This is a genomic window from Pararhizobium sp. P1_E7 (genome assembly GCF_056405855.1).
This window is the reverse complement of the sequence record NZ_JBFUBH010000002.1, coordinates 314,695-339,219: the sequence shown is the minus strand read 5'-3', so window position 1 is coordinate 339,219 and position 24,525 is coordinate 314,695. Positions and strand designations below refer to the sequence as shown.

General features: G+C 60.7%; 29 protein-coding genes. 12 read left to right on the top strand and 17 right to left on the bottom strand.

Annotated elements, in window-relative coordinates:
- Nucleotides 1-2 precede the first annotated feature (2 nt).
- The 4 genes from AC1D17_RS04105 to AC1D17_RS04090 all read left to right on the top strand — a co-directional run bounded on the left by AC1D17_RS04105 (nt 3) and on the right by AC1D17_RS04090 (nt 4,162).
- Nucleotides 3-566, top strand: coding sequence for a putative glycolipid-binding domain-containing protein (locus AC1D17_RS04105; protein ID WP_477564139.1), 564 nt, complete (start codon nt 3-5; stop codon nt 564-566).
- 13 nt (nt 567-579) lie between these two features.
- Nucleotides 580-1,779: a phosphoglycerate kinase gene (locus tag AC1D17_RS04100; protein WP_477564138.1), complete on the top strand. Its 1,200-nt coding sequence runs from the start codon at nt 580-582 to the stop codon at nt 1,777-1,779.
- A gap of 208 nt (nt 1,780-1,987) precedes the next feature.
- Complete coding sequence (locus AC1D17_RS04095) at nt 1,988-3,013, top strand: class I fructose-bisphosphate aldolase (protein WP_477564137.1); 1,026 nt, start codon at nt 1,988-1,990, stop codon at nt 3,011-3,013.
- 228 nt (nt 3,014-3,241) lie between these two features.
- Entirely contained in the window at nt 3,242-4,162 is a 921-nt protein-coding gene (locus AC1D17_RS04090; RefSeq protein ID WP_477564136.1) for a PhzF family phenazine biosynthesis protein, read from the top strand.
- A gap of 99 nt (nt 4,163-4,261) precedes the next feature.
- Here AC1D17_RS04090 and AC1D17_RS04085 read toward each other — a convergent pair whose 3' ends face one another.
- Nucleotides 4,262-4,417 (bottom strand): hypothetical protein, encoded by a 156-nt coding sequence (locus AC1D17_RS04085; RefSeq protein ID WP_477564135.1) that lies wholly within the window; start codon nt 4,415-4,417, stop codon nt 4,262-4,264.
- 179 nt (nt 4,418-4,596) lie between these two features.
- Here AC1D17_RS04085 and AC1D17_RS04080 point away from each other — a divergent pair, with 179 nt between their 5' ends.
- The 3 genes from AC1D17_RS04080 to rcdA all read left to right on the top strand — a co-directional run bounded on the left by AC1D17_RS04080 (nt 4,597) and on the right by rcdA (nt 6,966).
- Nucleotides 4,597-5,877, top strand: a complete 1,281-nt coding sequence (locus tag AC1D17_RS04080) for an MFS transporter (protein WP_477564134.1) — start codon at nt 4,597-4,599, stop codon at nt 5,875-5,877.
- Nucleotides 5,874-6,065 (top strand): DUF1192 domain-containing protein, encoded by a 192-nt coding sequence (locus AC1D17_RS04075; RefSeq protein ID WP_477564133.1) that lies wholly within the window; start codon nt 5,874-5,876, stop codon nt 6,063-6,065. The genes AC1D17_RS04080 and AC1D17_RS04075 overlap by 4 nt, the downstream gene beginning before the upstream one ends.
- Nucleotides 6,066-6,447: 382 nt before the next feature.
- Entirely contained in the window at nt 6,448-6,966 is a 519-nt protein-coding gene (rcdA, locus tag AC1D17_RS04070; RefSeq protein WP_264220230.1) for a protease adaptor protein RcdA, read from the top strand.
- A 74-nt stretch (nt 6,967-7,040) separates the two neighbouring features.
- Here the strand turns inward: rcdA and AC1D17_RS04065 are convergent, their stop codons facing one another.
- From AC1D17_RS04065 to rpmE, 8 genes are all read right to left on the bottom strand, one after another.
- Nucleotides 7,041-7,691: a CDP-alcohol phosphatidyltransferase family protein gene (locus AC1D17_RS04065; protein WP_477564132.1), complete on the bottom strand. Its 651-nt coding sequence runs from the start codon at nt 7,689-7,691 to the stop codon at nt 7,041-7,043.
- Nucleotides 7,688-8,074 carry a hypothetical protein gene (locus AC1D17_RS04060; RefSeq protein ID WP_477564265.1) on the bottom strand — a complete coding sequence of 129 codons (387 nt, stop codon included), beginning with the start codon at nt 8,072-8,074 and terminating at the stop codon, nt 7,688-7,690. Before AC1D17_RS04060 ends, AC1D17_RS04065 begins: the two co-directional genes overlap by 4 nt.
- A 5-nt stretch (nt 8,075-8,079) precedes the next feature.
- Nucleotides 8,080-9,030 carry a phosphatidate cytidylyltransferase gene (locus tag AC1D17_RS04055; protein ID WP_477564131.1) on the bottom strand — a complete coding sequence of 317 codons (951 nt, stop codon included), beginning with the start codon at nt 9,028-9,030 and terminating at the stop codon, nt 8,080-8,082.
- Complete coding sequence (locus AC1D17_RS04050; protein ID WP_264220227.1) at nt 9,027-9,671, bottom strand: lysophospholipid acyltransferase family protein; 645 nt, start codon at nt 9,669-9,671, stop codon at nt 9,027-9,029. The genes AC1D17_RS04055 and AC1D17_RS04050 overlap by 4 nt, the downstream gene beginning before the upstream one ends.
- Before the next feature lie 162 nt (nt 9,672-9,833).
- A complete protein-coding gene (locus AC1D17_RS04045; RefSeq protein WP_477564130.1) occupies nt 9,834-10,250 on the bottom strand; it encodes a GFA family protein in 417 nt (138 codons plus the stop codon).
- Nucleotides 10,251-10,430: 180 nt separating this feature from the next.
- Nucleotides 10,431-10,913 carry an SRPBCC family protein gene (locus AC1D17_RS04040; protein ID WP_477564129.1) on the bottom strand — a complete coding sequence of 161 codons (483 nt, stop codon included), beginning with the start codon at nt 10,911-10,913 and terminating at the stop codon, nt 10,431-10,433.
- Nucleotides 10,910-11,239, bottom strand: a complete 330-nt coding sequence (locus tag AC1D17_RS04035; RefSeq protein ID WP_477564264.1) for an ArsR/SmtB family transcription factor — start codon at nt 11,237-11,239, stop codon at nt 10,910-10,912. Before AC1D17_RS04035 ends, AC1D17_RS04040 begins: the two co-directional genes overlap by 4 nt.
- 171 nt (nt 11,240-11,410) lie before the next feature.
- Nucleotides 11,411-11,632 carry a 50S ribosomal protein L31 gene (gene rpmE / locus AC1D17_RS04030; protein ID WP_264220223.1) on the bottom strand — a complete coding sequence of 74 codons (222 nt, stop codon included), beginning with the start codon at nt 11,630-11,632 and terminating at the stop codon, nt 11,411-11,413.
- Between the two features lie 217 nt (nt 11,633-11,849).
- Here rpmE and AC1D17_RS04025 point away from each other — a divergent pair, with 217 nt between their 5' ends.
- Nucleotides 11,850-13,655 (top strand): ABC transporter ATP-binding protein/permease, encoded by a 1,806-nt coding sequence (locus AC1D17_RS04025; RefSeq protein WP_477564128.1) that lies wholly within the window; start codon nt 11,850-11,852, stop codon nt 13,653-13,655.
- A 119-nt stretch (nt 13,656-13,774) separates the two neighbouring features.
- On the top strand, nt 13,775-14,758 hold the full coding sequence (locus AC1D17_RS04020) for a Bug family tripartite tricarboxylate transporter substrate binding protein (protein ID WP_477564127.1): 984 nt from the start codon (nt 13,775-13,777) through the stop codon (nt 14,756-14,758).
- 48 nt (nt 14,759-14,806) lie between these two features.
- Here AC1D17_RS04020 and AC1D17_RS04015 read toward each other — a convergent pair whose 3' ends face one another.
- The 7 genes from AC1D17_RS04015 to AC1D17_RS03985 all read right to left on the bottom strand — a co-directional run bounded on the left by AC1D17_RS04015 (nt 14,807) and on the right by AC1D17_RS03985 (nt 22,375).
- Nucleotides 14,807-16,450, bottom strand: a complete 1,644-nt coding sequence (locus AC1D17_RS04015) for an FAD-binding dehydrogenase (RefSeq protein WP_477564126.1) — start codon at nt 16,448-16,450, stop codon at nt 14,807-14,809.
- A gap of 129 nt (nt 16,451-16,579) precedes the next feature.
- The gene (locus AC1D17_RS04010; RefSeq protein ID WP_477564125.1) at nt 16,580-17,611 is read right to left on the bottom strand and encodes a peptidoglycan -binding protein; all 1,032 of its coding nucleotides are present in this window, start codon (nt 17,609-17,611) and stop codon (nt 16,580-16,582) included.
- Complete coding sequence (locus AC1D17_RS04005) at nt 17,611-18,714, bottom strand: MotA/TolQ/ExbB proton channel family protein (RefSeq protein ID WP_477564124.1); 1,104 nt, start codon at nt 18,712-18,714, stop codon at nt 17,611-17,613. Before AC1D17_RS04005 ends, AC1D17_RS04010 begins: the two co-directional genes overlap by 1 nt.
- Before the next feature lie 256 nt (nt 18,715-18,970).
- Nucleotides 18,971-19,771, bottom strand: a complete 801-nt coding sequence (locus AC1D17_RS04000) for an inositol monophosphatase family protein (protein WP_477564123.1) — start codon at nt 19,769-19,771, stop codon at nt 18,971-18,973.
- A 69-nt stretch (nt 19,772-19,840) separates the two neighbouring features.
- Nucleotides 19,841-20,404 carry an elongation factor P gene (gene efp, locus AC1D17_RS03995; protein WP_060639376.1) on the bottom strand — a complete coding sequence of 188 codons (564 nt, stop codon included), beginning with the start codon at nt 20,402-20,404 and terminating at the stop codon, nt 19,841-19,843.
- A gap of 105 nt (nt 20,405-20,509) precedes the next feature.
- Nucleotides 20,510-21,712 carry a tetratricopeptide repeat protein gene (locus AC1D17_RS03990; protein ID WP_477564122.1) on the bottom strand — a complete coding sequence of 401 codons (1,203 nt, stop codon included), beginning with the start codon at nt 21,710-21,712 and terminating at the stop codon, nt 20,510-20,512.
- Nucleotides 21,713-21,721: 9 nt separating this feature from the next.
- Entirely contained in the window at nt 21,722-22,375 is a 654-nt protein-coding gene (locus AC1D17_RS03985) for a thiamine phosphate synthase (protein WP_477564121.1), read from the bottom strand.
- Between the two features lie 102 nt (nt 22,376-22,477).
- On the opposite strand from AC1D17_RS03985, the gene AC1D17_RS03980 reads away from it, so the two are divergent.
- Both AC1D17_RS03980 and AC1D17_RS03975 read left to right on the top strand, forming a co-directional pair.
- Nucleotides 22,478-23,254, top strand: coding sequence for a sulfite exporter TauE/SafE family protein (locus tag AC1D17_RS03980; protein ID WP_477564120.1), 777 nt, complete (start codon nt 22,478-22,480; stop codon nt 23,252-23,254).
- Between the two features lie 116 nt (nt 23,255-23,370).
- Nucleotides 23,371-23,631, top strand: coding sequence for an ArsR/SmtB family transcription factor (locus AC1D17_RS03975; RefSeq protein ID WP_477564119.1), 261 nt, complete (start codon nt 23,371-23,373; stop codon nt 23,629-23,631).
- A 197-nt stretch (nt 23,632-23,828) separates the two neighbouring features.
- Here AC1D17_RS03975 and AC1D17_RS03970 read toward each other — a convergent pair whose 3' ends face one another.
- On the bottom strand, nt 23,829-24,002 hold the full coding sequence (locus AC1D17_RS03970) for a YdcH family protein (RefSeq protein WP_264220213.1): 174 nt from the start codon (nt 24,000-24,002) through the stop codon (nt 23,829-23,831).
- A gap of 211 nt (nt 24,003-24,213) precedes the next feature.
- Between AC1D17_RS03970 and AC1D17_RS03965 the strand changes: the two genes are divergently transcribed.
- On the top strand, nt 24,214-24,417 hold the full coding sequence (locus AC1D17_RS03965; RefSeq protein ID WP_264220212.1) for a YdcH family protein: 204 nt from the start codon (nt 24,214-24,216) through the stop codon (nt 24,415-24,417).
- Nucleotides 24,418-24,525 lie beyond the last annotated feature (108 nt).

The following is a 24,525-nucleotide window of genomic DNA, read 5'->3' as shown; positions in this document are numbered from 1 at the left end:
CCATGTTTCGGCGCCCTTCCCTCAAGACGGTACGCTGGCGTCCGCTCGAAGGGGAAGGGCTCGAACACCTGACGATCGGACCTTCTGAAGCAGGCATTCGCGCTTCAAGTGTCCTGATCGGCGAACGCGGCGGCCGCCCTTACGGCGTCCGCTACACGATCGACTGCGATGGGGCCTGGACCGTGATGTCCTTCAGCATCGACACGACAGATGGCCAGAGACTTTCCCTGGCATCCGATGGCAATGGACACTGGCGCGATGCCGGCGGCGCGGCCCTGCCCGCCTTTGACGGCTGCATCGATATCGATCTTGCCGGAACGCCCTTTACCAATACCCTGCCTATCCGCCGCCTCGGCCTGAAGCCTGAGCACGGCACCGCCAAACTCACCATGCTCTATGTCCCCTTCGATACGTTCGAGCCCTTTCCCGACGGCCAGAACTATACCTGCCTGGAAGAAAACAGCCTTTATCGATACGAGGCCGAGGACCGCTCCTTCACCGCCGAACTGCCGGTGGACGACGACGGGCTGGTGATGGACTACCCCACCCTTTTCTTAAGACTATGACCGGAGACCATCCATGACTTTCAAGACCCTCGACGACCTCACCGATATCGCCGGCAAGCGCGTGCTTGTGCGCGTCGATCTCAATGTGCCGGTCAAGGACGGCCAGGTAACGGATGCGACCCGCATCGAACGCGTCGTGCCGACCATCCGCGAACTCTCGGAAAAGGGTGCCAAGGTCATCCTGCTCGCCCATTTCGGCCGTCCGAAGGGCGAACCGGCCGCCGACATGTCGCTGTCGCTGATCGCCCCTGCCGTCGAAGACATTCTCGACCAGCGCGTCCACTTTTCTGCCGATTGCATCGGCGAAAAGGCTGCAACAGCAATTGCCGGCATGAATGACGGCGATGTGCTGCTGCTGGAAAACACCCGCTTCCACAAGGGCGAGGAAAAGAACGACGCCGAGTTCACCAAGGCGCTGGCCGCCAATGGCGACATCTACGTCAACGACGCCTTCTCCGCGGCGCACCGTGCCCACTCGTCCACCGAAGGTCTTGCCCGTTTGCTGCCCGCCTATGCCGGCCGCACCATGCAGGCCGAGCTTGAAGCGCTGGAAAAGGGCCTCGGTAATCCCAAGCGGCCGGTCGTCGCCATCGTCGGCGGCGCCAAGGTCTCCACCAAGATCGACCTTTTGATGAACCTCGTGAAGAAGGTCGATGCCCTCGTCATCGGCGGTGGCATGGCCAACACCTTCATCGCTGCGCGCGGCACCAATGTCGGCAAGTCGCTGTGCGAGCATGACCTTGCCGATACCGCCAAGCAGATCATGATCGAAGCAGCGACGGCCGGTTGCGCCATCGTTCTGCCGGTCGACGGCGTCGTTGCCCGCGAGTTCAAGGCCGGTGCCGACAATGAAGTGGTCGATATCGAAGCCATTCCGGCCGATGCCATGGTGCTCGATGTCGGCCCGAAGTCGATCGCCGCCGTCAATGACTGGGTCAGCAGGGCCGAAACGCTGGTCTGGAACGGCCCTCTCGGCGCGTTTGAAATCGCGCCGTTCGACAAGGCCACGGTCGCCGTCGCCAAGCATGCCGCCAGCCGCACCAAGAGCGGCGCCCTGGTTTCCGTCGCCGGTGGCGGCGATACGGTTTCGGCGATGAACCATGCCGGCGTTGCCGATGACCTCACCTACGTCTCCACCGCCGGCGGCGCCTTCCTCGAATGGATGGAAGGCAAACCGCTGCCGGGCGTCGATATCCTGCACCAGCAGAAGTAACGGCTGAACTGACGCCAATCATCTCTTTCAGCCCCGGCCTTGTGCCGGGGTTTTTCGTTGCGGCGCACCCATATTTGAACGAACCGCAAAAATAATCTCAATCTTTCAAACGATTAAATTTATTTCAATCGTTTTAAACAATTTAATTTCCATTTTCGTTGCCGTATTCTTCTGCTATCCGCGATCTATCAGGACAAGGAGAACGCATATGAGCGAAAGACTGGAAGACATCGCAGCAGCCATGGTCGCCACCGGCAAGGGTCTGCTGGCCGCCGACGAGTCCACGGCGACGATCGGCAAACGCTTCGAGACGATCAGCCTGACATCGACCGAAACATCGCGCCGCGATTACCGCGAGATGCTGTTTCGCACCGACGAGGCAATGAAGGCCTATATCTCCGGTGTCATCCTCTATGAGGAAACTTTGTTCCAGAAGGCAGCCGACGGCACGCCGCTCGTCGATGTCATCCGCGCCGCCGGCGCGGTACCCGGCATCAAGGTCGATACCGGCGCAAAGCCGATGGCTAAATTTCCCGGCGAGACGATCACCGAGGGCCTCGATGGCCTCGCCGCCCGCTTGAAGACCTACTATGACGCCGGTGCCCGGTTTGCCAAATGGCGCGGCGTGATCTCGGTCTCCGATGTGCTGCCGAGCTTCGGCGCCATCAAGGCAAACGCCCAGGCGCTTGCCCGCTACGCCGCTCTTTGCCAGGAAGCCGGCATCGTGCCGATCGTCGAGCCGGAAGTGCTGATGGACGGCGCACCGGGAACCCACTCGATCGAGCGCGCGGAAGAGGTGACCGAAGAAACGCTGCGCATTGTCTTCGAAGAACTGAGCGACGCCCGCGTCAGCCTGGAAGGCATGATCCTGAAGCCGAGCATGGTCATCGACGGCAAGAAGGCCCGCAAGGCTTCGGTCGATGAAGTCGCTGAGCGCACCGTCAAGGTTTTGAAGCGCACGGTTCCGTCAGCCGTTCCGGGCATCGCCTTCCTCTCCGGCGGCCAGTCCACCGAAGAAGCGACAGCGCACCTCTCCGCCATGAATGCCGGTTACGACCTGCCCTGGGGCATGACCTTCTCCTACGGCCGGGCTCTTCAGTCCGAGGCACTCAGTGCCTGGAGCGGCAAGCCGGAAAACGTCGCCGCCGGCCAGCGCGCGTTTAGCCATCGCGCCGAGATGTGCAGCCTTGCCGCCAAGGGCGGATGGAAGAAAGAATTCGAAAAAGCCGCGTAATATCAAAGTTACGGAGGGAGAGGAGGAAGCCCGGCACGCGCAAGCGGCCGGGCTTTTTTCGTGGCGCGCAGAAGCAGGCCGATATCGTCCCGGGCGCCTCATCCTCCAGCTATCCGTCCGGCCTGTCGTGCGCTCCCTGATTGTCAGGGTGACAAGATCGTGGTTCGCATCCCCGCCGCTCCGCGATATCCCTCAAGACAGATTTCAACGGGAGCGAAGGTAATCGAAATGCACAGCGTCGCGTATGTCACCGTGGATGTTTTCACCAGCGAGCGGTTTGCCGGCAACCAGCTGGCTGTCATCCCGGATGCACGCGGCCTGTCCGGTGCGCAGATGCAGAATATCGCCGCCGAATTCCGCTATTCCGAAGTCACCTTCGTGCTGCCGCCGGAAGATCCGGCCAACACGGCACGCGTCAGGATATTCACCCCGACGATGGAAATCCCGTTCGCCGGACATCCGAATGTCGGCACGGCGTTTGTTCTCGGCAATCAGCCCGGCATATTCGGCAGACCGGCCGGCGACGTGCTTCGGTTCGAAGAAAAGGCAGGTATCGTCGAGGCGGCCCTGACACGCGACGCAGGCGGGCATGTGATCGGCGCGGGCATTTTCGCCCCGCAACCGCTATCGCTGGGACCGCAGGTCGACAGCGACACCATCGCGCGCTGCGCCTCGATCGAGGCGCAGGCGATATGTACCACAACCCACGCCCCCGTTATCGGCTCTGTCGGTCTGCCTTTCGCGATCGCCGAGGTTGCGGATATCGAAGCGCTCGCCCGTGCCTGCCCCAACACCGCGGCCTTTGCCGAAGCCGGCCGGCGATATCAGCCGGAAGACGACCAGTTTGCCCTGTTTCTTTACACGCGCCGGCCGGAAAGCCCGTGGCATTTGCGCGCCCGGATGTTTGCGCCGCTCGACAATGTCATCGAAGACCCGGCGACCGGAAGCGCCTCGGGCGCACTCGCAGCGCTTTTGACATCGCTGCTACCGGACAGGGACGCCAATGTCGATATCACCATTGAACAAGGCGTCGAGATGGGGCGAAGAAGTGTAATCCGCGTGACCGCCCGCAAGTCGAACGGCGAGGTTCACAGCATCCGGATTGCCGGACAATGCGCCGCAGTCATGAGCGGCTCGATCCTTCTCTAGGGCATGGCGCGCAAATGTGAGCAGCGGTTTTGCGATAACGATATCGCGCAAAATCAAAGACCTGAAGCGCGGCACGAATCTGAAAGATCGCGGCGCGCTTTAGGGCCGGATCAGTACCGTTACCATCATCACCGCGATCGCAAACACGGCGATTTTCCAGAAATCCCGGCGATGGCGCAGCCCAGGCAGGTCGAGTGGTTTCAGGACCTGGATCAGCATGGCCAAAAGCAGGATGACCGTTAACGCTTTCGACATTGTTTTCTCGTTTGTTGAAAAGAGCTTAGCAGCGCTTCCGGCCCGTCACACGCGCGTCACTTTTGCGCGCCATCTGGGTTAGAGCGTCTTTTGCAGGCTCACTCAATGAAAAATTCCGGCTGGCAATTATGGCGGCATGGCCCTACGTTTTGCCGTAGCCCGGAACCAGCGGATTTCACATGCGAAAAAACCTTCTTCCCGTTGCCTCCCTCCTGCTTGGAACGCTGTTTCTTTTCCTCGGGAACGGCCTGCACAGCCTGTTGCTGCCGGTGCGCGGCACGACGGAAGGATATTCGACGACACTGCTCGGTCTGCTCGGCACATCCTGGGCCAGCGGCTTCGTTCTGGGTTGCCTGCTGGCGCCGACGATCGTCAAGCGCGCCGGCCATGTGCGCGCTTTCAGTTGCTTTGCCGCCATTCTGGCGATCATCGCACTTCTGACCGGCCTTCTCGTCGATCCAATCTGGTGGGTGGTCTTGCGCGCCTTCACGGGCTTCTCGACGGCCGGCACATCGATGATCATCGAAAGCTGGCTGAACGAGCGCGCCACCAATGAAAGCCGCGGCGCGATCTTCTCGCTCTATATCGCCATCACGCTGATGGGCGTTGTCGGCGGCCAGCTGATGATCCCGTTTGGCGATACCGCGACGACGACATTTTTCATGATCTGCGGCATTGTCTATTGCCTTGCCATGTTGCCGACGCTGCTCTCGACGGCCGCCTCGCCGCAGCCGCTGAAACAGGTAAGCCTCGACCTTCGCGCACTCTATCGCAACTCGCCGATCTCTTTTCTCGGCATCCTGCTGGTCGGCATCGCCAACGGCGCCTACGGCACGCTCGGCGCCGTCTTCGGCCGCCAGGTCGGGCTGACGGACAGCAATGTCGCGCTCATGATGAGTACGACGATCTTTGCCGGCGCGGTGATGCAGTTTCCGGCCGGCCGTCTCTCCGACAAGATCGACCGCCGCTACGTACTCGCAGCCCTTGCGGCGGTCGCGGCCGTCGCCGGCATGCTGATCTTCCTGATCGAGCCAACGCATGTGATCATGCTGATCACGCTTGTCGGGATTTATGGCGCCACCGCCAACGCGCTCTATCCGATCGCCGTATCGCACGCCAACGACTTTGCGACGCCCGAGGATTTCGTCAAGATTTCCGGCGGACTGCTCTTGCTCTACGGCATCGGCACGATCATCGGCCCGACCATCGGCGGCCCGATCATGACCGTCACCGGACCCTACGGCCTGTTCATGATCACGGCCTGCGCCCACCTGCTGATCACCGCCTACGCGATCTTCCGCAGCCGCATGCGCGCCGCCCTGCCGGCATCCGAACGCGACGCCTATTCGACCATCAACCCGGGCACGCTGACGACGCCCGAAAGCCTGCAGCTCTCGCCGCGCGCAGCCCCGTTCGACGAGGAACCAAACGGCGAGGAGCCAACAGGGAGGCCGCAATGAGCTTGTTTGATGATGACCGTCCGAAGAAGCAACTGGCCCATGAGATCGGTAGCGATCTGGCATTGCTGTCAGTCGATGAGCTGTCCCTGCGCATTGACTTGCTGAAGCAGGAGATCGAGCGGCTTGAAGCCGAAAAGGCCAGGAAGTCCGCAAGCAAATCAGCCGCGGAAAGCTTATTTCGTTCATAGTTTCCGTTTGCAAAGCAAAGCCCGCTTGTCCGCCCCTTGAAACAAGACATGACTGCGGTCTAAAGCTGGCCGTTGTAACGCATCATTAAGCATTACAAGGTATTACTAGGATATCCGGATCGCTCTGGACTCAGGCATTTCCGCATTTGCGAATGGTCTGATTTTTCTCCCTGTTTTACCTTGAGAGCCGCTTTTGCGGCTCTTTTTTTTGTCCTTTTTTCCACAATTTGCAAAGAAGTGTGGAGATTAACCCTTTCTTAAGAATAGGCTTGCGCGGAATGCGCTATGGGATCATGTTCCAACATAGACGGGCGGCGGGAAACTTTTTATTAACCCGTTCGTTACCTGACCAAGTTGATGCGTTTAACCAGGGAATCAAGCCATGTCCGAACGGGGATTGAATACTGTGAGCTTCGCGGGGCACGCTGCGTCTTCGGCGCAGTTCAAAACCCTTTATGCGGAAGGCATGGGCCTGGTCGAAGAAACCGCAAGCTATCTCGACGGCCCCGGCCGTGCCGCCTCCAAGGTTCTGCCGCGTATGGCATCGGTGCTCTATGCGGCTGAATCGATGCGCCTCACCACCCGCCTGATGCAGATGGCCTCCTGGCTTCTGCTGCAGCGCGCCGTCAACAATGGCGAGATGAACCGCGAACAGGTGCTGTCGGAAAAGAACAAGGTTCGCCTCGACAGCTTCAACGTCGATCGCACCGCACCGGGTTGGAACGACCTGCCGGAAGGTTTCCGTGACCTGATCGACCGTTCGCTGCGCCTGCAGAACCGCGTCGCTCTGCTCGACCGCGAAATCTACCGCCCGCAGGAAGCCCAGAACTTCACGCCCGACAACCAGAACGGCGTCAAGGCTCAGCTCACCCTGCTGCAGACGGCCTTCGGCACGAACTGATCCTAGAGCCACAGGCAGTCCAAACGTTAAACCCGGCCATTGCCGGGTTTTTGTTTTCTGCCGATATCGCCAAGCTATTGCTTGCCGGTCTCTTTCAACCGAGCGATCAATGTCCGGCTCCGGCGGACTGCCGTGAGCAATGCTCCGGCAGCAACGACCCACAGCGCCGCCATCAGCACCTGGTTGTGGCCTCCCCACAATGGCTCCAGGATGGAGATGGCAGCCGCCGCCGTGATTGCCGCCATGCGATGCTGCTTGGCCATCGGACCGGAGAAATCGCTGGGCTGCCCCGTGGCGCGCCCCAGTTCACGGACATAGGCGGTGAGGACGGCAAAGGCACCGGCCGCCCAGCCGAGCCCCGGCATGCCGATGCCATAGCCGGCGCCGGCAAAAATCAGGAGATCGGCGACCCGATCGGGAAACTCGTTCCAGAAGGGACCATCCGGCGCGCCCTTGCCCCCTTCCACGGCGACCATGCCGTCGAACAGATTGCACAAGAGCCGGAGCTGGCAGAACAGGATCGCCAGGAGCAGGCAAACAATCCGCAAGCTGCCCGAACTCTGCCCGGCCAGCACGAAGGTGCCGCCGGCCAGCGCGGCGGCCACCATGCTAGCCTGGGAAATCTGGTTGGGCGTGATCGCCCGGGCTGCCAGCCATCGGGCGATGGCACCGGCCCATCGGGTGTTGCGGCTTGCCAGAGGCCGCCTGTCGCCCGTATCCGTCATGTTCCCGCACCTTTTCTGTTGGAAATCGAATAATTGTAGATCGATGCGTAGCTGGTCGACACCAGCAGCGGCACCGCGATTGTGCTGGCAATTTCGGGCGTCCCGATCAATGCATGCAGCGCCGTAAGCAGGCTTGCAGAGCCGAGGCAGGCCAAGAGTGGCGGCGCCCACAATCGCGCGAGGCCGTTGAAGCGTTTGGACAGGGCGTCAACCACGGATTTCAGGAATAGTGTCAGGCAGGCCGACAGCGCGCCCTGCAGAAGCCCGGAATAAAGCGGCTGCGGCATGGCATGACCGCGGTTGGCAAAGACCGCCCAGCCGCCCATGGCCAGAAAGGCGATGAGTGCATGCACCGCACCGCTGCCTGCCCACCGCCGGAGCATCGTCGTCACGAGAGCGACCACCAGTAGCGCACGATGTGGAAAAAGATCGGCGCCGAAAAGACGACGGAATCCAGCCTGTCGATCAGCCCGCCGTGGCCTTCGATAAGATTGCCCCAGTCCTTGACGCCGCGGTCACGCTTGACCGCCGACATCACCAGACCGCCGAAAAAGCCCATGAGGGTGATGATGAGGGCAAGGAGGCCCGCCTGGAACGGCGTAAACGGCGTGATCCACCACAGCGATGCACCAATCAAGGTGGCGCTCGCCACACCGCCCACAAAGCCCTCAACCGTCTTCGACGGCGACAGGTTCGGGGCGATCTTGGTGCGCCCGAACAGCTTGCCCCAGACATATTGCAGCACATCGCTCAACTGCACGACAATCACCAGGAAGGCGATCAGAAGCACATTGCGCCCCTCGAAGCCGGGAATGGTGAGGGTCAGCAGTGCCGGCACATGCGAGGCGCAGAAAACGCAGATCATCAGCGCCCATTGCACCTCGGCGACGCGAAGGAGGAAACGCTCGGTATCGCCCCTCAACACGGAAATGATCGGCATCAACAGGAAGGCGTAGACCGGAATGAAGATGGCGAAGATGCCATACTCTTTCGCCCAGAGCAGGTAGTACTGGATCGGCAGGACGACGAAGAAGGCCGAGGCCAGCGCCCAATGATCGGCACGCCGGGTATTGATCAGGGTGACGAATTCCCGCAGAGCGGCAAACGAACAGAAGGCGAAGAGAACCAGGACGCCGATCCGGCCCGCGATGAAAGCGATGCCGATCAGGATGACCATGATCCACCAGGCCTTGATGCGGGCGTTGAGGTTTTCCACCGCAGCATTCGGCCCATTGGCGGAAAAGCGCCGCTGCAGCATATAGCCGACCGCAGACGCGAAGATCAGGACGCCGACGATACCGAGGACCAGAGTGAGAAGGTCAGAGCTTGCCGTATTCATTCGCCGCTTCCTAATGGTTTTGGAGATAACGCCAAAAGCGCGGCCTGCATTCGCTCAAGAAAGACGTCCTTGCCCTCGTTGGGCGTCAAACGCAGGGCATCGCCGAAGGTGACGGTGCAGATCAGCGGGATCGGCACGATCTCGCCTTTCGGCATGACGCGGTTGAGATTGTTGATCCACACCGGCACGAGATCGACGTCCGGGCGCGCCGAAACCAGATGAAAGAGGCCGCTTTTGAAGGGAAGGAGCCGCGCATCGGTCAGGTTTCGCGTGCCCTCTGGAAAGAGGATCAGCGACGAACCGTCATCGATTGCCGTGGTCATCAGCTCGATCGGATCCTGCGTCCGCTTCTCCCGCTCACGCTCGATCAGCACGGCGTTGAAGACATCCCGGCCGATGAATGTGCTCACCTTGGATTTCAGCCAGTATTCAGCCCCGGCCACCGGACGGGCCTGATTGCGCAGTCTCGGCGGCAGCACCGCCCAGACCAGGACGAAATCGCCGTGGCTGGAATGATTGGCAAAATAGACGCATGGCCGCGACGGCAATCCATGCTCCGGCCAGATGGCACGAACCGCAGTGATCGCGCGGGCAAACAGAACGAAGGCCGCCGCAGCGATCTCCGCAAACAAAATCTTCATCCGGACCCCACCCCCGTCAACTTAGTGACGCTGATGGAACTCTAGCGGCGGTTGCGCCGTGAGGGAAGCACTCTTTCATGCTTCAGATGCAACGCATGGTAAGCCGGGCAGGCGGGCAAAACCTCAAGCCCGCCGCCCACCTGCCACCGAAGCCGAGTGATTTTAGGCCGGTGGCATTTTTTCGAATTTCGGCAGAGCCGGATCGAGATGATCCCACGCATAACCGCGCAGATTGTAAGTCACCACTTGCGGTTTAAACCGGCCTGGATCGTCAAGGCTTGCCGCATGAACCGTGAAGAAATCCGGCATCGCTGCGAAGGTCAGATAGACCGGCGCGCCGCAGGTGGGGCAAAAGGCGTGGCTCTTGATACCGCCGCTATCGCCGGCGACCTCCCATTCTGTCGCCTCCCCTTCAAGCTTTACATCCTTCCTGCCGGCGAATGTCAGGTAGGAGCCGTGTCCCGTTCCGCTCCTGTGCTGGCAGTCCCGGCACTGGCACTCGTTCATGAAAACCGGTTCTGCGGTGATTTCATACCGGATCGCGCCGCACGCGCATCCACCCTTAAAAGCCTTGCTCATCTCTCTTCTCCTCAAGATGCAGTTGGAAAGTAAATATTGCCCGCGCACAGGTTCTCATTCGAGGCTTCCGGACAGACCGGGAAGCCTCGTTTCGGCAGCGGTATTATGATTTCAGCGAAGCGCGCAGGACGAAACGTCAGCAGCCAGACCTGCCCAAGGCGCGGTTACTCCGCGACACTGTCACTGCAGGGGGTTCGTACCATCCTGTTCAGCGGCAACAGCATCCAGATTTCTGACGACCTTCCTCCAGCCGTTGCTCATGTGCTGGTAAGCAGTATCATTCTTCGGCAGCACAAAGCCGGAGTGGACAAGGCGGACGCGGGTGCCGCTTTCAGCTTTGGTAAGCATCCATGTAACGACGGTATCGAGCAGCGAGCCGTAGCCGGCGTTTCCGGCGTGCCCGCCCTTCCAGGCATAAGCCAGGCGCTGGTTCGGAATCACCTGCAATACCTGGCAACGGATGATACCGTCCCATTCACCGGCGGGCGTCGTCTGGTAGGTAAAGTGCGTACCCTCAACCGCAGCGAACCCCGTCGGCGGCATCATCCAGCGGGCGATCAGGTCGCCTGATGTCAATGCCTTCCAGATCGTTTCCGGCGCATGCGGAAAGACCTCATCGACGACAATATCCTGAATATCGGATTTCAACGCAGCATCGTTCATGGATCGATCTCCTTGAGCAAGGTTCTAAGATTGGCAAAGCGGTCGCGCCAGAAGACGCCGTAATGGCTCATCCAATCGGCAAGCGGTTCGAGACCTTCCGGCCGGGCCCGATAATAGACGTTGCGGCCTTCCGGACGCTCGACGACAAGGCCGGCCAACTTCAGCGACTTGAGATGCTGCGAGATGGCGCCCTGCGTCACGCCGCTGCCGCGCGTCAGCTCGACCACGGTTATTTCGTCGCAACCGACGACCCGCTCGAAAACGGCGCGCCGCGTCGGATCAGCGAGGGTGCGCAGGACAGTGGTGATGTGGGCAGCTTCTAACATGCCCATTCAAATAGCCGACACTAATTGATTAGTCAACACTATTGTTTTTTTTGGGATCGGGACACTGCGGCTGGAAAGTACTGCCGCTCAGGAGGGGCGTGACGTCGGCCCCAAACGCAAAAAAGCCCGGGAAAACCGGGCTTCTCAAAGTCATGTTCCAGCAGGAAAAGCTTAGAGGCCGAGGCCTTCGAAGCGCTTCTTGAACTTGGAAACGCGGCCGCCGCGGTCCATCATCTGCTGGTTGCCACCGGTCCATGCCGGATGCGACTTCGGGTCGATTTCGAGGTTCATGGTCTGACCTTCCGAACCCCAGGTCGAGCGGGTTTCGTAGGAGGTGCCGTCTGTCATGACGACTTTGATCATGTGGTAAGCGGGATGGATATCAGCCTTCATAACAATCTTCCTGCAAGTTCCAGGGTCCAATTGTCGCAAGCCATTTGCGGGCCATTGCGGCATGGGGACCGAACACGTAAATGAAGCCGCAGACCACTGAAGGGACCACGGCTTCCCAATTTGATGCCGTGCCTATACATGATGGTCATTAGGATAACAAGTACCGCCGGAGAAGACTCATGCGAGTTTTGCAGCTTCTTCCGGTATTGGAGGTCATGTGTCGAATGAGGTCGTTCAACCGGCGGGACGGAAGTCGGTCCGCCCGCTGGTCAAGCTGCTGCCGTATATCCAGCGCTATCGCAATCTCGTCATAGGCGCCGGCATTTCGCTGGTCGTTGCTGCCGTGACGACCCTGACGCTGCCGATGGCCGTGCGCCGGATGATCGACCACGGCTTCTCGAATTCCGATTCCGGCTTCATCAACACCTACTTTTCGATGCTGATGATCCTCGCGATCATTCTGGCTCTGGCGAGTGCGGCCCGCTACTACTTCGTCATCACGCTCGGCGAACGCATCGTCTCTGACCTGCGCCGCGACGTCTTCGACCATGTCACTCGGCTTTCCCCCTCCTTCTTCGATGTCAACCAGTCCGGCGAGATCGTCTCGCGGCTGACCGCCGATACGACACAGATCAAGTCCGCCGTCGGCGCGACGGCGTCCGTGGCGCTGCGCAATACCATCCTGTGTCTCGGGGCCATCGGCATGATGGTCTATACCAGCCCGAAACTGTCGAGCCTGGTGATCGCAGCCATTCCCGTCATCGTCTTCCCGCTGGTCGGTTTTGGCCGCTCGGTACGGCGCCGGTCGCGCGAGGCGCAGGATACGCTGGCTACCGCCTCGGCCTATGCCGGCGAAGCGATTTCGGCCGCCCGCACCGTCCAGGCGTTCAACGGCGAAGCCGTGGCACAGGCCCGTTACGGCAGCGCTGTCGAAAGCGCCTATGAGGCGGCACGCTCCGCCATCAAGGCCCGCTCCATCCTCACGGCTTTTGCCATCACCATGATCTTCGGCAGCGTCGTTGCCGTGTTGTGGTTCGGCGCGCAGGACGTGCTCTCAGGCGCGCTGTCGGCCGGAACACTCGGCCAGTTCCTGCTCTACTCGGTCTTTGCCGCAGGCAGCCTCGGCGCGCTTTCGGAAGTCTGGGGCGAACTCTCCCAGGCCGCGGGCGCCGCCGAGCGCCTGAGCGAATTGCTGGCGGAGCAGCCTGACATAACCGCACCGGCCGATCCGCTTGCGATGCCGGAACCGGCACAGGGCGCCGTGACCTTCAACGACGTTCACTTTGCCTACCCCTCAAGACCCAATTACAAAAGCGTCAAGGGTCTGAGCTTTGCTATCAAGCCGGGCGAAACGGTTGCCATCGTCGGCCCGTCCGGCGCCGGCAAGAGCACTGTCTTCTCCCTGCTTCTGAGGTTCTACGATCCGGTAAAGGGTGCAATCTGCGTGGATGGCGCCGATATCCGCGCCGTCGATCCGCAAGCCTTGCGCCGCCGCATCGCCATCGTGCCGCAGGACGTGACGATCTTTGCGGCTTCGATCCACGACAACATCGCGTTCGGCCTGCCATCGGCATCGCGTGAGATGGTAAAGGCCGCAGCCGTCGCCGCCCAGGCCGACGAATTCATCGCCAGGCTCGACCACGGCTACGACACGCAGGTCGGCGAACGCGGCATCACGCTGTCGGGCGGCCAGCGGCAGCGCATCGCCATTGCCCGCGCGATCCTGAAAGACGCACCCGTGCTTCTGCTCGACGAGGCGACCTCCGCGCTCGACGCCGAAAGCGAGACGCTGGTCCAGAAGGCGCTGGATGGACTGATGCGCGAACGGACAACGCTTGTCATCGCCCATCGCCTGGCAACCGTGCTAAAGGCGGACCGTATCCTCGTCATGGATCAGGGCAAGATCGTCGAGGAAGGCACGCACGCCTCCCTCGTCCGTCAAGGCGGGCTCTACGCCAAGCTCGCCCGGCTGCAGTTCGACTATGATTCGCCGGAGGCAAGCAACGTCATCACGCTCGGCTGACGTGTTTAACCGTTAAATCCCTGCCCCAAGGTTGCTCTTGGGACATCCCGCCCTATTGTTTCCCGCGGAAACGGCCTTCGTGTTGTTTCCGGACAGGAACGCTTTGGGAGGAGATTGGAATGACGTCTTTAAAACGGCGGACGGCACTTGGCCTTGCAGTGGTGGCAGTGTCAGCGCTTGCCCTTGGTACGGCGGCACAGGCACAGGAATTCCCCGATCGTCCGGTGACCCTGGTGGTACCGTTTGCCGCCGGCGGCTCGACCGACGTCGTTGCCCGCATCATCGGGCAGAAAATGTCTGACGATCTCGGCCAGCAGGTCGTGGTTGAAAACGTCGCGGGCGCCGGCGGCAATCTCGGCGCCGACCGCGTGGCCCGGGCTGAACCCGATGGCTATACGATCCTGATGGGAACGGTGGCGACCCACGCGCTCAATCCGTTGATTTTGAAGACCAAGCCCTACGACCCGGAGAAGGACTTTGCGCCGGTCTCGCTGCTGGTGCTGGTGCCCAACGTGCTCGTGGTTAACCCGGAACTGCCAGCCAAGACCGTCGCTGAACTCGTGGCCTTGCTGAAGGCAGCGCCGGACCAATACTCCTACGCCTCGTCCGGAAACGGCACGCCGCTGCATCTTTCCGGCGAACTGTTCAAGAAAATGGCCGGTGTCAGCATGCAGCACGTGCCGTACAAGGGATCCGGCCCGGCGCTGAACGACGTCATCGGCAACCAGGTGCCGGTCATGTTCGACAACCTGCCGTCGTCCTCCGGTCACATCAAGTCCGGCACCTTGCGGGCCTTGGCCGTGACAACGAAGGAGCGTGCCCCCTCCTTCCCGGATGTGCCGACGATCGCCGAGACCATTCCCGGCTACGAGACCTATACCTGGAATGCACTATTTGCCCCGGCCGGCACGCCGAAGGAAGCCATCGACCGGCTGAATGCTGCGGCGAAAAAGGCTTTGGCGGACCCGACGGTGGCCGAAAAGATGAAGGATTTCAGCGCCACCATCGTCGCCTCGACGCCGGAAGAACTGGCCACCCATGTGACGGCCGAACTGGCAAAATGGGGTCCGGTCGTCAAGGACGCTGACGTCCATCTGGATTGATCCTCAGCCGCTCCCCTGTCAATCCGGGGAGCGGTTTCCACGCGCCGATCAGGCGCAGGCGCTGCGCCCGGCAACTCGCCCCGAAAACAGGCAACCGCCAAGAAACGTGCCTTCGAGCGCGTTATAACCATGCATGCCGCCGCCGCCGAAACCCGCGACTTCACCAGCCGCATAGAGCCCCGGCACCGGCTCGCCTGACAGCTCCAGCACCCGGCCATTCAGATCCGTCTGCAGACCGCCCAGCGTTTTCCGGGTGAGGATATTGAGCCGCACGGCAATCAGCGGTCCGGCCTTCGGATCGAGAAGCCGGTGAGGCTTGGCGGTCCGCATCAACCGGTCGCCGAGATAGTTTCGCGCACCCCGGATGGCCGTGACCTGGGCATCCTTAGAGAAGGGATTGCCGATCTCGCGGTCGCGCGCCTCGATCTGGCCACGCAGGTGTTCCAGCGAAAGCCGCCTCTCGCCGCTCAGGGTGTTCATGGCCTCGACCAGATCGTCCAGCCGATCGCGAACGATAAAATCCTCGCCCTTGTCCATGAAAGCCTTCACCGGCCCCGGCGGATTCTTGCCGAGCCTCTTCAGCAGCAGCGGAATGTCCTTGTTCGTCAAATCCGGGTTCTGCTCGGAGCCGGACAGCGCGAACTCCTTCTTGATGATCGCCTTGGTCAGGATGAACCAGCTGTAGTCGGCTCCACTCCTGCGGATCGCTTTCAACGTGCCAAGCGTGTCGAAGCCCGGCATGGCGGGTGAAGCAAACCGGTTGCCGTCGGCATCGCACCAGAACGAGGATGGGCCGGGCAGGATGCGGATACCGTGATTCGGCCAGACCGGATCGAAATTTCGAAGACCCTCGGTATAGTGCCACATGCGGTCCTTGTTGATCACCGAGCCGCGGGCATGCTCGGCGATTTCCACCATGCGCCCGTCGACATAATCCGGCACACCGCTGACCATGAAGTCCGGTGGTGGACCGAGGCGATCGACCGGCCATTGCCGGCGCACCATATCATGATTGCCACCGATGCCGCCGGATGCGACGACGACGGCGCCGGCCTCGAACCAGAATTCGTCGACCACCTCGCGGGAACTGCGCTGGCCGCGCGGCACGTCGTCGTTCTTGAGCACCGAGCCACGTGCGCCGGTAACAGCGCCACCGCTCAGGATCAATTCATCCACCTGATGGCGGAAGCGGAAGCGAATGTGCCCCCGTGCCTCCAACGCCCGTGCCCGTGCGATGAACGGCGCCAGCACGCCCGGCCCCGTTCCCCATGTCACATGGAACCGCGGCACCGAATTTCCGTGGCCATCGGCCAGCCCGCCGCCGCGCTCTGCCCAACCGACAACAGGAAACCAGCGCATGCCCTGCCGATGAAGCCAGGCACGCTTTTCGCCCGCGGCAAAATCGAGATAGGCCTCCGCCCAGCGGCGCGGCCAGAAATCCTCGGGTCGATCGAATTGCGCAGACCCCATCCAGTCCTGGCGCGCCAGATCGAGTGTGTCGCGAATGCGCATCCGGCGCTGCTCGGGACTATCGACAAACAGAAGCCCGCCCAGCGACCAGAAGGCCTGACCGCCGAGATTCTGCTCGCCTTCCTGGTCAAGCACGATGACCCGCAGGCCGCGATCGGCAGCCTCCACAGCCGTCACAAGGCCCGCAAGCCCTGCCCCGATCACCAGAACATCGCAATCCATCGTCATCCTCCTGCAATTCCACCCTCATCGGAGATTACGCACACGTAAACGTCAGGGCAACGATGAAACGCTGGCGGAAACAGGGGGCACGGGCTTGCAGGATGCCGCGTTAACCGGCAGCCAAGGCAATCACTTCTCGGTCAGCTTCAACTCGATACGGCGATTCTGGGAGCGCGCCTCCGCACTGTCGCCCTCGGCGATCGGTTGGAACTCACCGAAACCGGCGGCAACCAGCCGGTCTGCCGGAACGCCGCGCGAGATCAGGTATTTGACGACGGAGGTCGCGCGCGCCGACGAAAGCTCCCAGTTGTCGATATAACGTCCCGTACCGGAAAGCGGGACATTGTCCGTATGCCCGTCGACGCGGAGCACCCAGTTGATCTCGGAGGGAATTTCCTTGGCAAGATCGAGCAGGGCCGTGGCAAGTTTGGCCATCTCTTCCTGCCCTGCCGGGTTCAGTTCATTGCCACCGGACGGAAACAGCACTTCCGACTGGAAGACGAAGCGGTCGCCGACGATACGAATGTTCTCGCGGTCGGACAGGATTTCACGCAGCCGCCCGAAAAAGTCGGAACGGTAGCGGTTGAGTTCCTGGACACGCTGCGCCAGCGCCACGTTCAGGCGGCGGCCGAGATCGGCGATCTTCGTCTGCGATGCCGTGTCCTTGGCCTCGGACGCTTGCAGCGCCCCTTCGATGGCGGCAATCTGGCTGCGCAGAGCGGCAATCTGCTGGTTGAGCAGATCGATCTGGCTCATTGCCCGGGTGCTCACCTGCTTTTCGGCATCGAGCTTACCCGTCAGGTCCGTGATCTGCCGGTTTGCGGTATCGGAACTGCCGGCTCCCTGCTCCAACAGCGCCTGTAGCCGCGAGCGCTCGCCTTCCGACGTTGCCAGCGATGCCTGCAGATTGGCTAGGGAATCCTCAAGATCCTGCTTGCCGCCCTTTTCCAATGCCAGAAGTTGGGTCAGTTCGTTGATCTGGCTGTTCAGCCGGTTGAGCACATCGTCCTTGCCGCTGATTTCGCGGCTAAGCAGAAACTGCCCCAGCACAAAGACGCAGAGCAGGAACATGATGGACAGCAACAGCGTCGACAGGGCATCGACAAAGCCCGGCCAGTAATCAACAGTCCTCTGGCTGCGGCCCTTGCGCGCCAGTGCCATCAGTCATTCCCTCCGGTGTCTTCTACGCGGGCAAGCCTGGGTGGCGTTCTATCCGGATGCGCCGAAATCTTGTCCGCTTGTCCGATGCGTGCCGAAAGCTTGTCGAGCGTCTTGCGCATCGACTTTGCTTCCTCCTGCTGCGCTTCGATCCAGTCGCGCAGCATCTGCTGTTCGCCGCGCATGTTTTTCACCAGGCCCTGAATGCCTTCCGCCAGACTGGCCATCGCGGCCGTCGTGCGCTGGTTCATGCCGCCGTCCTGATTGAGCCGGGCCAGCTGCTCCGTCAACTGGCGAAGCTCCTCGGCAGGTGCAGTGCCGGGTTTCCCCGAAACCGTCAGTTGGTCGGAGCTGACATCGGTCACCGATGACAGCCAGTTTTCCAGCTCGGTATAAAAGCGGTTTTGCGCGCGGCCCGCCTGCAGGTCGAGAAAGCCGAGGATCAACGATCCGGAGAGACCGAAGAGCGATGTCGAGAACGCCGTGCCCATGCCGGTCAAAGGCGCAGACAGGCCGGTTTTAAGGGCGGCAAGGACATCCTCGGTGCTTCCCGTGCCGGCATCGAGCGACTGGATGACCGTGTTGATTGAGCCGATCGTGCCGAGCAGACCCCAGAAGGTGCCGAGCAGACCGAGAAAGACCAGAAGGCCGATCAGGTATCGCGAAGTATCGCGTGATTCGTCGAGCCGGGTGGCAATCGAATCGAGAATAGACCGCAGCGCCGTCGTCGAGATCGACATGGAATGGCGCTGACCGATCAGCGCCCGCATCGGGGCCAGAAGCACAGGATCGCGGCCGACCTTCTCGGCACTGCCGGCGGCACGGAAGGAATTGAACCAGCGGACTTCCGGCCGCAAGCTGAAAACATGATTGAAGACCAGGAGAATGCCGATCAGCAAAACGCCGAAAATCAGGCCGTTCAGACCCGGGTTACTGTGGAAAGCCGCCTGCGCCTGGCGAAACAGGATGGCTGCCACGAACCCGACGATGATCAGGAAGATCACCATGATCCAGAAGAAGACCATCGGGCTCGACAGCTTATTGGGATTGTACCCCTCGTTCAAACTTCCGCCGGCATCCCATCCCGACAGTTCCAATTTCGCCATGGGGCTCTACTCTCCGGTTCACCAGTGCTGCAGCCTTGCCTGTGAAAACAGGTAGGGCGCCGCTGGGCGGAGACTACTGCATAATTTCTTAAATCGGAATCGATTTAAGAAAAGTTATGCAGCAAATTTAAAGTGCTACAGCGACCCTTGGGCGTCATGAATGACGCGCGGCGCTGGAGAGGAACTTTGCGCCAAAGGGAAACAAACCGGCGCCATCAACAGGATGAAACAGCCGCCGGTTCAGACCGCTCTGTGCTTATTTGCCCGGAAGGGGACGGTGCAGCACGTCGTGCAAGGCCTTGCGGATATATTCGTTGCCCGCAACGATGGAACCGTCGTCCATCGGCTTGTTGCCGCCGTCGATATCGGCAACCCAGCCGCCGGCTTCGCGAATCAAAAGGATGCCCGCAGCCAGATCCCAGGGCATCAAGCCGCGTTCCCAGAAACCGTCGAACCGGCCGGCCGCGACATAGGCGAGATCAAGCGAGGCAGCGCCCATGCGGCGCACGCCGGCAACTTCGCCCATGACGTGGCGCAGTTCGACCAGGTAGGTGCCATGATTGGCAACGCCCAGATGCGGCGTGCCCGTACCGATCACCGCATCGGAGAGGTTCTTGCGGGCAGCGACGCGCAGACGGCGGTCGTTGAGGAAGGCTCCGCCGCCACGCTCAGCCGTATAGAGCTCGTCGGTCGCCGGATTGAGGATGACAGCGGCGACAACTTCGCCCTGACGCTCAAGCGCCACCGAAATCGCGAAATGCGGAATGCCGTGCAGAAAGTTGGTGGTGCCATCCAAGGGATCGACGATCCAGCGATGCGCGCCGTCGGTGCCGATGATCTCTTCGCTTTCCTCGCCGAGGAAGCCATAGGTCGGGCGGGCCTTCAAAAGCTCCTCGCGGATCAGCTTTTCCGCCTTGCGGTCAGCCTGCGAGACATAATCGCCAGGCCCCTTCAGCGAGACCTGCAGGTTCTGCACTTCGCCGAAATCGCGCGCCAGGGACTTGCCGGCCTTGAACGCGGCCTGAACCATGACATTAAGAAGAGCTGAGCGTGCCATTTGGCTTTCCTTCGGAACAGAAAACCGGCCGCAGGAACGGCCGGAGAAATTCAGATATGCCGCTGCGGATCAGTCCGCGCGGCGGAGATAGGTAATTTCATTGGTATCGACCAGAATGCGCTCTCCAGTCTCGACGAACGGCGGAACCATGACGCGAACGCCATTTTCCATGATCGCCGGCTTGTAGGAGGACGCTGCCGTCTGCCCCTTCACCACCGGATCGGCTTCCGCGATCGTCAGAACCACCTGGTCCGGCAGCGAGATGCCGATCGGCTTCTCGTCGTAAAGCTTGACCGTCACCATCATGCCGTCCTGCAGGAAGGTGGCGCGATCGCCGACAAAATCCTTCTGCAACTCCAGCTGTTCATAGCTCTCATTGTCCATGAACACCAGCGCATCGCCCTGTTCATAGAGGAACTGGAAATCCTTGAGTTCAAGGCTGACGAGTTCAACGGTTTCCGACGAGCGAAAACGCTCGTTCAGCTTGGTGCCATCGATCAGGTTCTTCAGTTCGACCTGATTGAAAGCGCCGCCCTTGCCGGGCTTGACGGTATTGCACTTCACCGCAGCCCAAAGGCCGCCATTGTGCTCAACCACGCTGCCGGGGCGAATTTCGTTACCGTTGATTTTCATGGGGAGTATTCCCTAAAGAACCGAGAGCCGCCCTGACGGCCAGCCAATCCGGCGCTTCAAGACCACAAAACCCCCGAAAGTTCAAGTCTTGCAGCAAAAACAGGATCAGGACGAGCGGTATTTGTTGGCAGCGCTGAGCGCCGCCTTCTGCTGTTCATCCGTAAGCCCCAGGTAGAAATCCTCGAGAGCCGCGTCCTTCAGCCCGGCGCGGCGCGACAATACATACCATTTGGCAGCCTCGATCGGGTCGGGCCGCGTGCCTATTGCGTTGACATAGAGATGCGAAAGCTTGTTCTGCGCCACCACATTGCCGCCTCCGGCCGCCCGCGACATCCACTTGAAGCCTTCCTCGAGATTGCGGTCGCCGCCAATACCGTCGACCATCCAGATGGCAAGATCGAGCTGGGCGGTATCGAACCCGGCCTTCGCTGCCCTCTGCAACCAGTCGCGCGCCGTCGCCCGCTTGTTGTCATCGATGCCATCGACATTCAGATAGATTTGCGACAGCGCATATTGCGCATCGGCAATGCCCTGCTCGGCCGATTTCTCATAATAAGGAAGTGCTGCCTTCAAGCCTTTTTCGCCTGGCATGTCGGCGACCAGCAGCTGACCATAGTTGAATTGCGCGGAAGAATTGCCGAGATCGGCAGCCTTCTTCATCAGCTCTTCCGACTTCTTCTTGTCGCGCGCAACGTCGCGGCCTTCCATCAACAAAAGAGCGTATTTGAACATGGCCGCGGGATCGCCGGAATTGGCCGCCTGGCCATACCAGAACGCCGCATCCTTTTTGTTGCGGGCCACGCCGAGCCCTTGCGAGAAGATTTCCGCGACCAGCGTCTGCGCTGCCGCGTCACCCAGCTGCGCCCGTGGCAAAGCCAGTTCCATCGCCGTCAGATAGTAGCCGCGCTGGAACGCGCCATAGGCGTCGTCGGCCTTGCCTGCAAACGGCTTTTCCTGCGGCAGGGCCGGCAGTTCGGCACCCATTCGCTCCAGCACATTGACGCCGGTCGAAGGCTCCAGCTTTTTCGCATCGGCCTTCTTCGCCTCGTCATCCGCCTTCCTGGCCTCCTCGGGAGACTGCAATGGCGGGACTTCGCCCTCCGGCAGGGCCGCACCGTTGAACGGTGTGATGCGGCCACGCTTGGCAACCACGCCCGCGTCGTTTTCGTCCTGCCCAACGGCCGGCGCAACGTCGTTCACGCCCGGCAGCGCATCGTCGGCGTGGAGGGCGGAAGGCAACGCCAGAAGGGCAACTCCCAGCAAAAGGAGAGGAATTCGGCGCAGCGATGGATAAGGGCGGTTGAGCATGAAAATGTCTTAAGCTTCAAACCGTGGCGCTTTTTCGTCAAGAAGCGCATTGACGCTCGCAACAATGGCCGGGGCCTGTTCCGGCTCCGCAAACACAGCCAGACGCAGTGCGACGAACTCCGCGCCGCTTTCGGCAACGGCGAGCACGGATTCCGGATCGGTACCGCCCATGACGATGCAGGGGATTTCGATCATCGAGGCCCACCATTCGGCCAGCGCCACATTCTTCGGATGCGCTTCCGGCTTGATATCGCCGTCAAGCTTGCCGAAGAACACGTAATCCGGGCGGATTTCCCCGATTTCCAGCGCGTGGTGACGGTCGGCCGCATTGCCGCCGCCGACGATCAGCTTGGGCGAAAACTTTTCCATCGCTTCAGCAAGATCGGCGGCATTGCCGGTGACGTGCAGGCCATCCGCCTTCACCCGGCCCGCAACCCGCGTGTCACCCGCAATCAGCGCTGCGGCGCCCGCGTCCTGGATCAACGGCACCAGCACTTCGGCATGTTTCTGGAAGGTGTGATCGTCCAGCCCGTATTGCGGCACGATCACCGAGGCCACGTCGCCGCCACGCAGCGCGCCGCTCAAGATTTGCGCGCGGCTGTCGACATCTGCCATATCCGGCACGATGAGGACGAGGCGGCAGCGATTGTCTGTATTGCTCATAATGTCTCTGTTTCCGGCAAATGCGCGATCGCGCACCATCCCTACTCGATTTCGATCTGCAAAAGCGATAGACCCTGCGAGCAAAAGGATCAACCGATACCCATGCTTCCCGATTTCCACTTCTATGCTATTGCCATTCCGGCGGTCCTGCTCGTCGGCTTCAGTAAGGGCGGTATGGGCGAGGCGCTTTCGCTGATGGGCGTGCCACTTCTGTCGCTGGCCGTCTCGCCGGTACAGGCGGCGGCCCTCCTTTTGCCTATCCTGATTGCCGCAGATCTGGTCGCGCTTTGGACATGGCGAAAGCACGGCGACATGAAGACCCTCACGATCCTGCTGCCCGGCGCCCTTGTCGGCATCGTCATCGGCTGGGCAACCGCAGCCTATGTGCCGCGCGATGCGCTGCGGTTGATCATCGGGGCGATCACCATGCTTTTCGTGCTGCGCTATGTCTATAATATCTGGCGCACCCGGCGGGGCATCATCACACCGGCCAAGCCGCAAAGACCGGTTCAGGCAACTTTTTTCGGAGCCTTTGCAGGTTACGGCAGCTTTGTCGCCCATGCCGGCGGCCCGCCGTTCCAAATCTACGCCCTGCCGCTGAAATTGCCGCCGCGCGAATATACCGGCACGATCGTCCGGTTCTTCGCCATCCTCAACGCCATCAAGCTCATTCCCTATTTCGCGCTCGGGCAGCTGGATCTCAGCAACCTGACGACGTCGCTAACGCTGTTTCCGCTGGCGATGCTGGCAACCATGGCCGGTGCGTGGGTGGTCCGCCGGATGCAGCCGCAGGTATTTTATCCGTTCATGTATACGATGGCATTCTTGGCCGGGTCGAAGCTCGTCTATGACGGACTTGCCGCGCTTGCCACGGGATAGCGCCCAACCGCCGACTGAAATCCTGCACGCCGCGCTTGCATACTGCGAGGCAAAATTTCTATGCCGCATTGCACAATTTGCTTGCCGGACGGCCTGATTTCTCCTAGCTTTTGCCTATGTCACACGCTGATCCCTTCGATGCGATCTCGGATCCGAACCGGCGATATCTGCTGGAGGAATTGCGGCGCGCGCCACGCACGGTGAACGAACTGGCTGAGGGGTTGCCGATCAGCCGTCCTGCCGTATCGCAGCATCTGAAGGCGTTGCTCGACTCCAACCTCGTTTCCGTGTCGGCCAGCGGCACGAAACGGATTTACGCCATCAACAAGCGGGGCTTTGACCGGGTCAATCTCTGGCTGGATCAGTTCTGGTCGTGAGGGATTTCGGCCGCGAAGGGCCAGTCATCGGGAAACTCAATACTTGCGGAATTTTGGCGAACGTCATGTCCGCACCAACCAACTCCACATATCAACAGCGCTCGAAACCGGCCTTCACCCTTCGTTTTTGGCTTTTCGGTGATCAATATATGCGCTGGAACACAAGTCTCCCGATGAATGAGATTGGATTTACGTAATCAGTGGGATGAAGAACGAATCTTTTCGATTTCATCCTTCAAGCGCAGCTTCCGACGCTTGATGTCAGCGATGTGCTGATCCTGGACGGACGGCTGGGTCAGGGCCGAATGGAGCTCCTGCTCCAGTACACCATGTTTTTTCTCAAGCGTTGCAAGATGAGCCTCAATGGTCATGTGGCAGTCCCTTCCTTTTGCTTGCACCCGATCGGTAGATGCCGGGTGTTCCACGTATTAACCGAGATAGTGTGCCATGCTATTTTTCATTTGTCGAAGGCGAATTCATGGCGAAGGATAACTTCCCGTTACCAACAATTCTGTGCTAGAGCGACGCTCGATTTATGCGGATAGCAGACTATCTGCTGCCGGCACTGACGGGGAACATTGCATGCCAGATCAGGATCAGGCCGAACTCAGACTGAGCGTAGCGCGTCTGAGGCAGGAACATGAAGACTATGATGTTGCGATCAATGCCATGATCCAGACAGGCTGTGACGCCCTGCGCATCCAGCGGATGAAAAAGAAGAAACTGGTCATCAAGGACAAGATCACCAAGATCGAGGACCAGATCATTCCCGATATCATCGCCTGAAGCCTTTTGCGTGTCCTGGCTAAGGATACGCTGCGAACGCTCCGGCCGGACCTTCGGCCTTGTAACAAAGCGGAACGAACAACGTGACGAAAGCAGCCACCCCGCCCG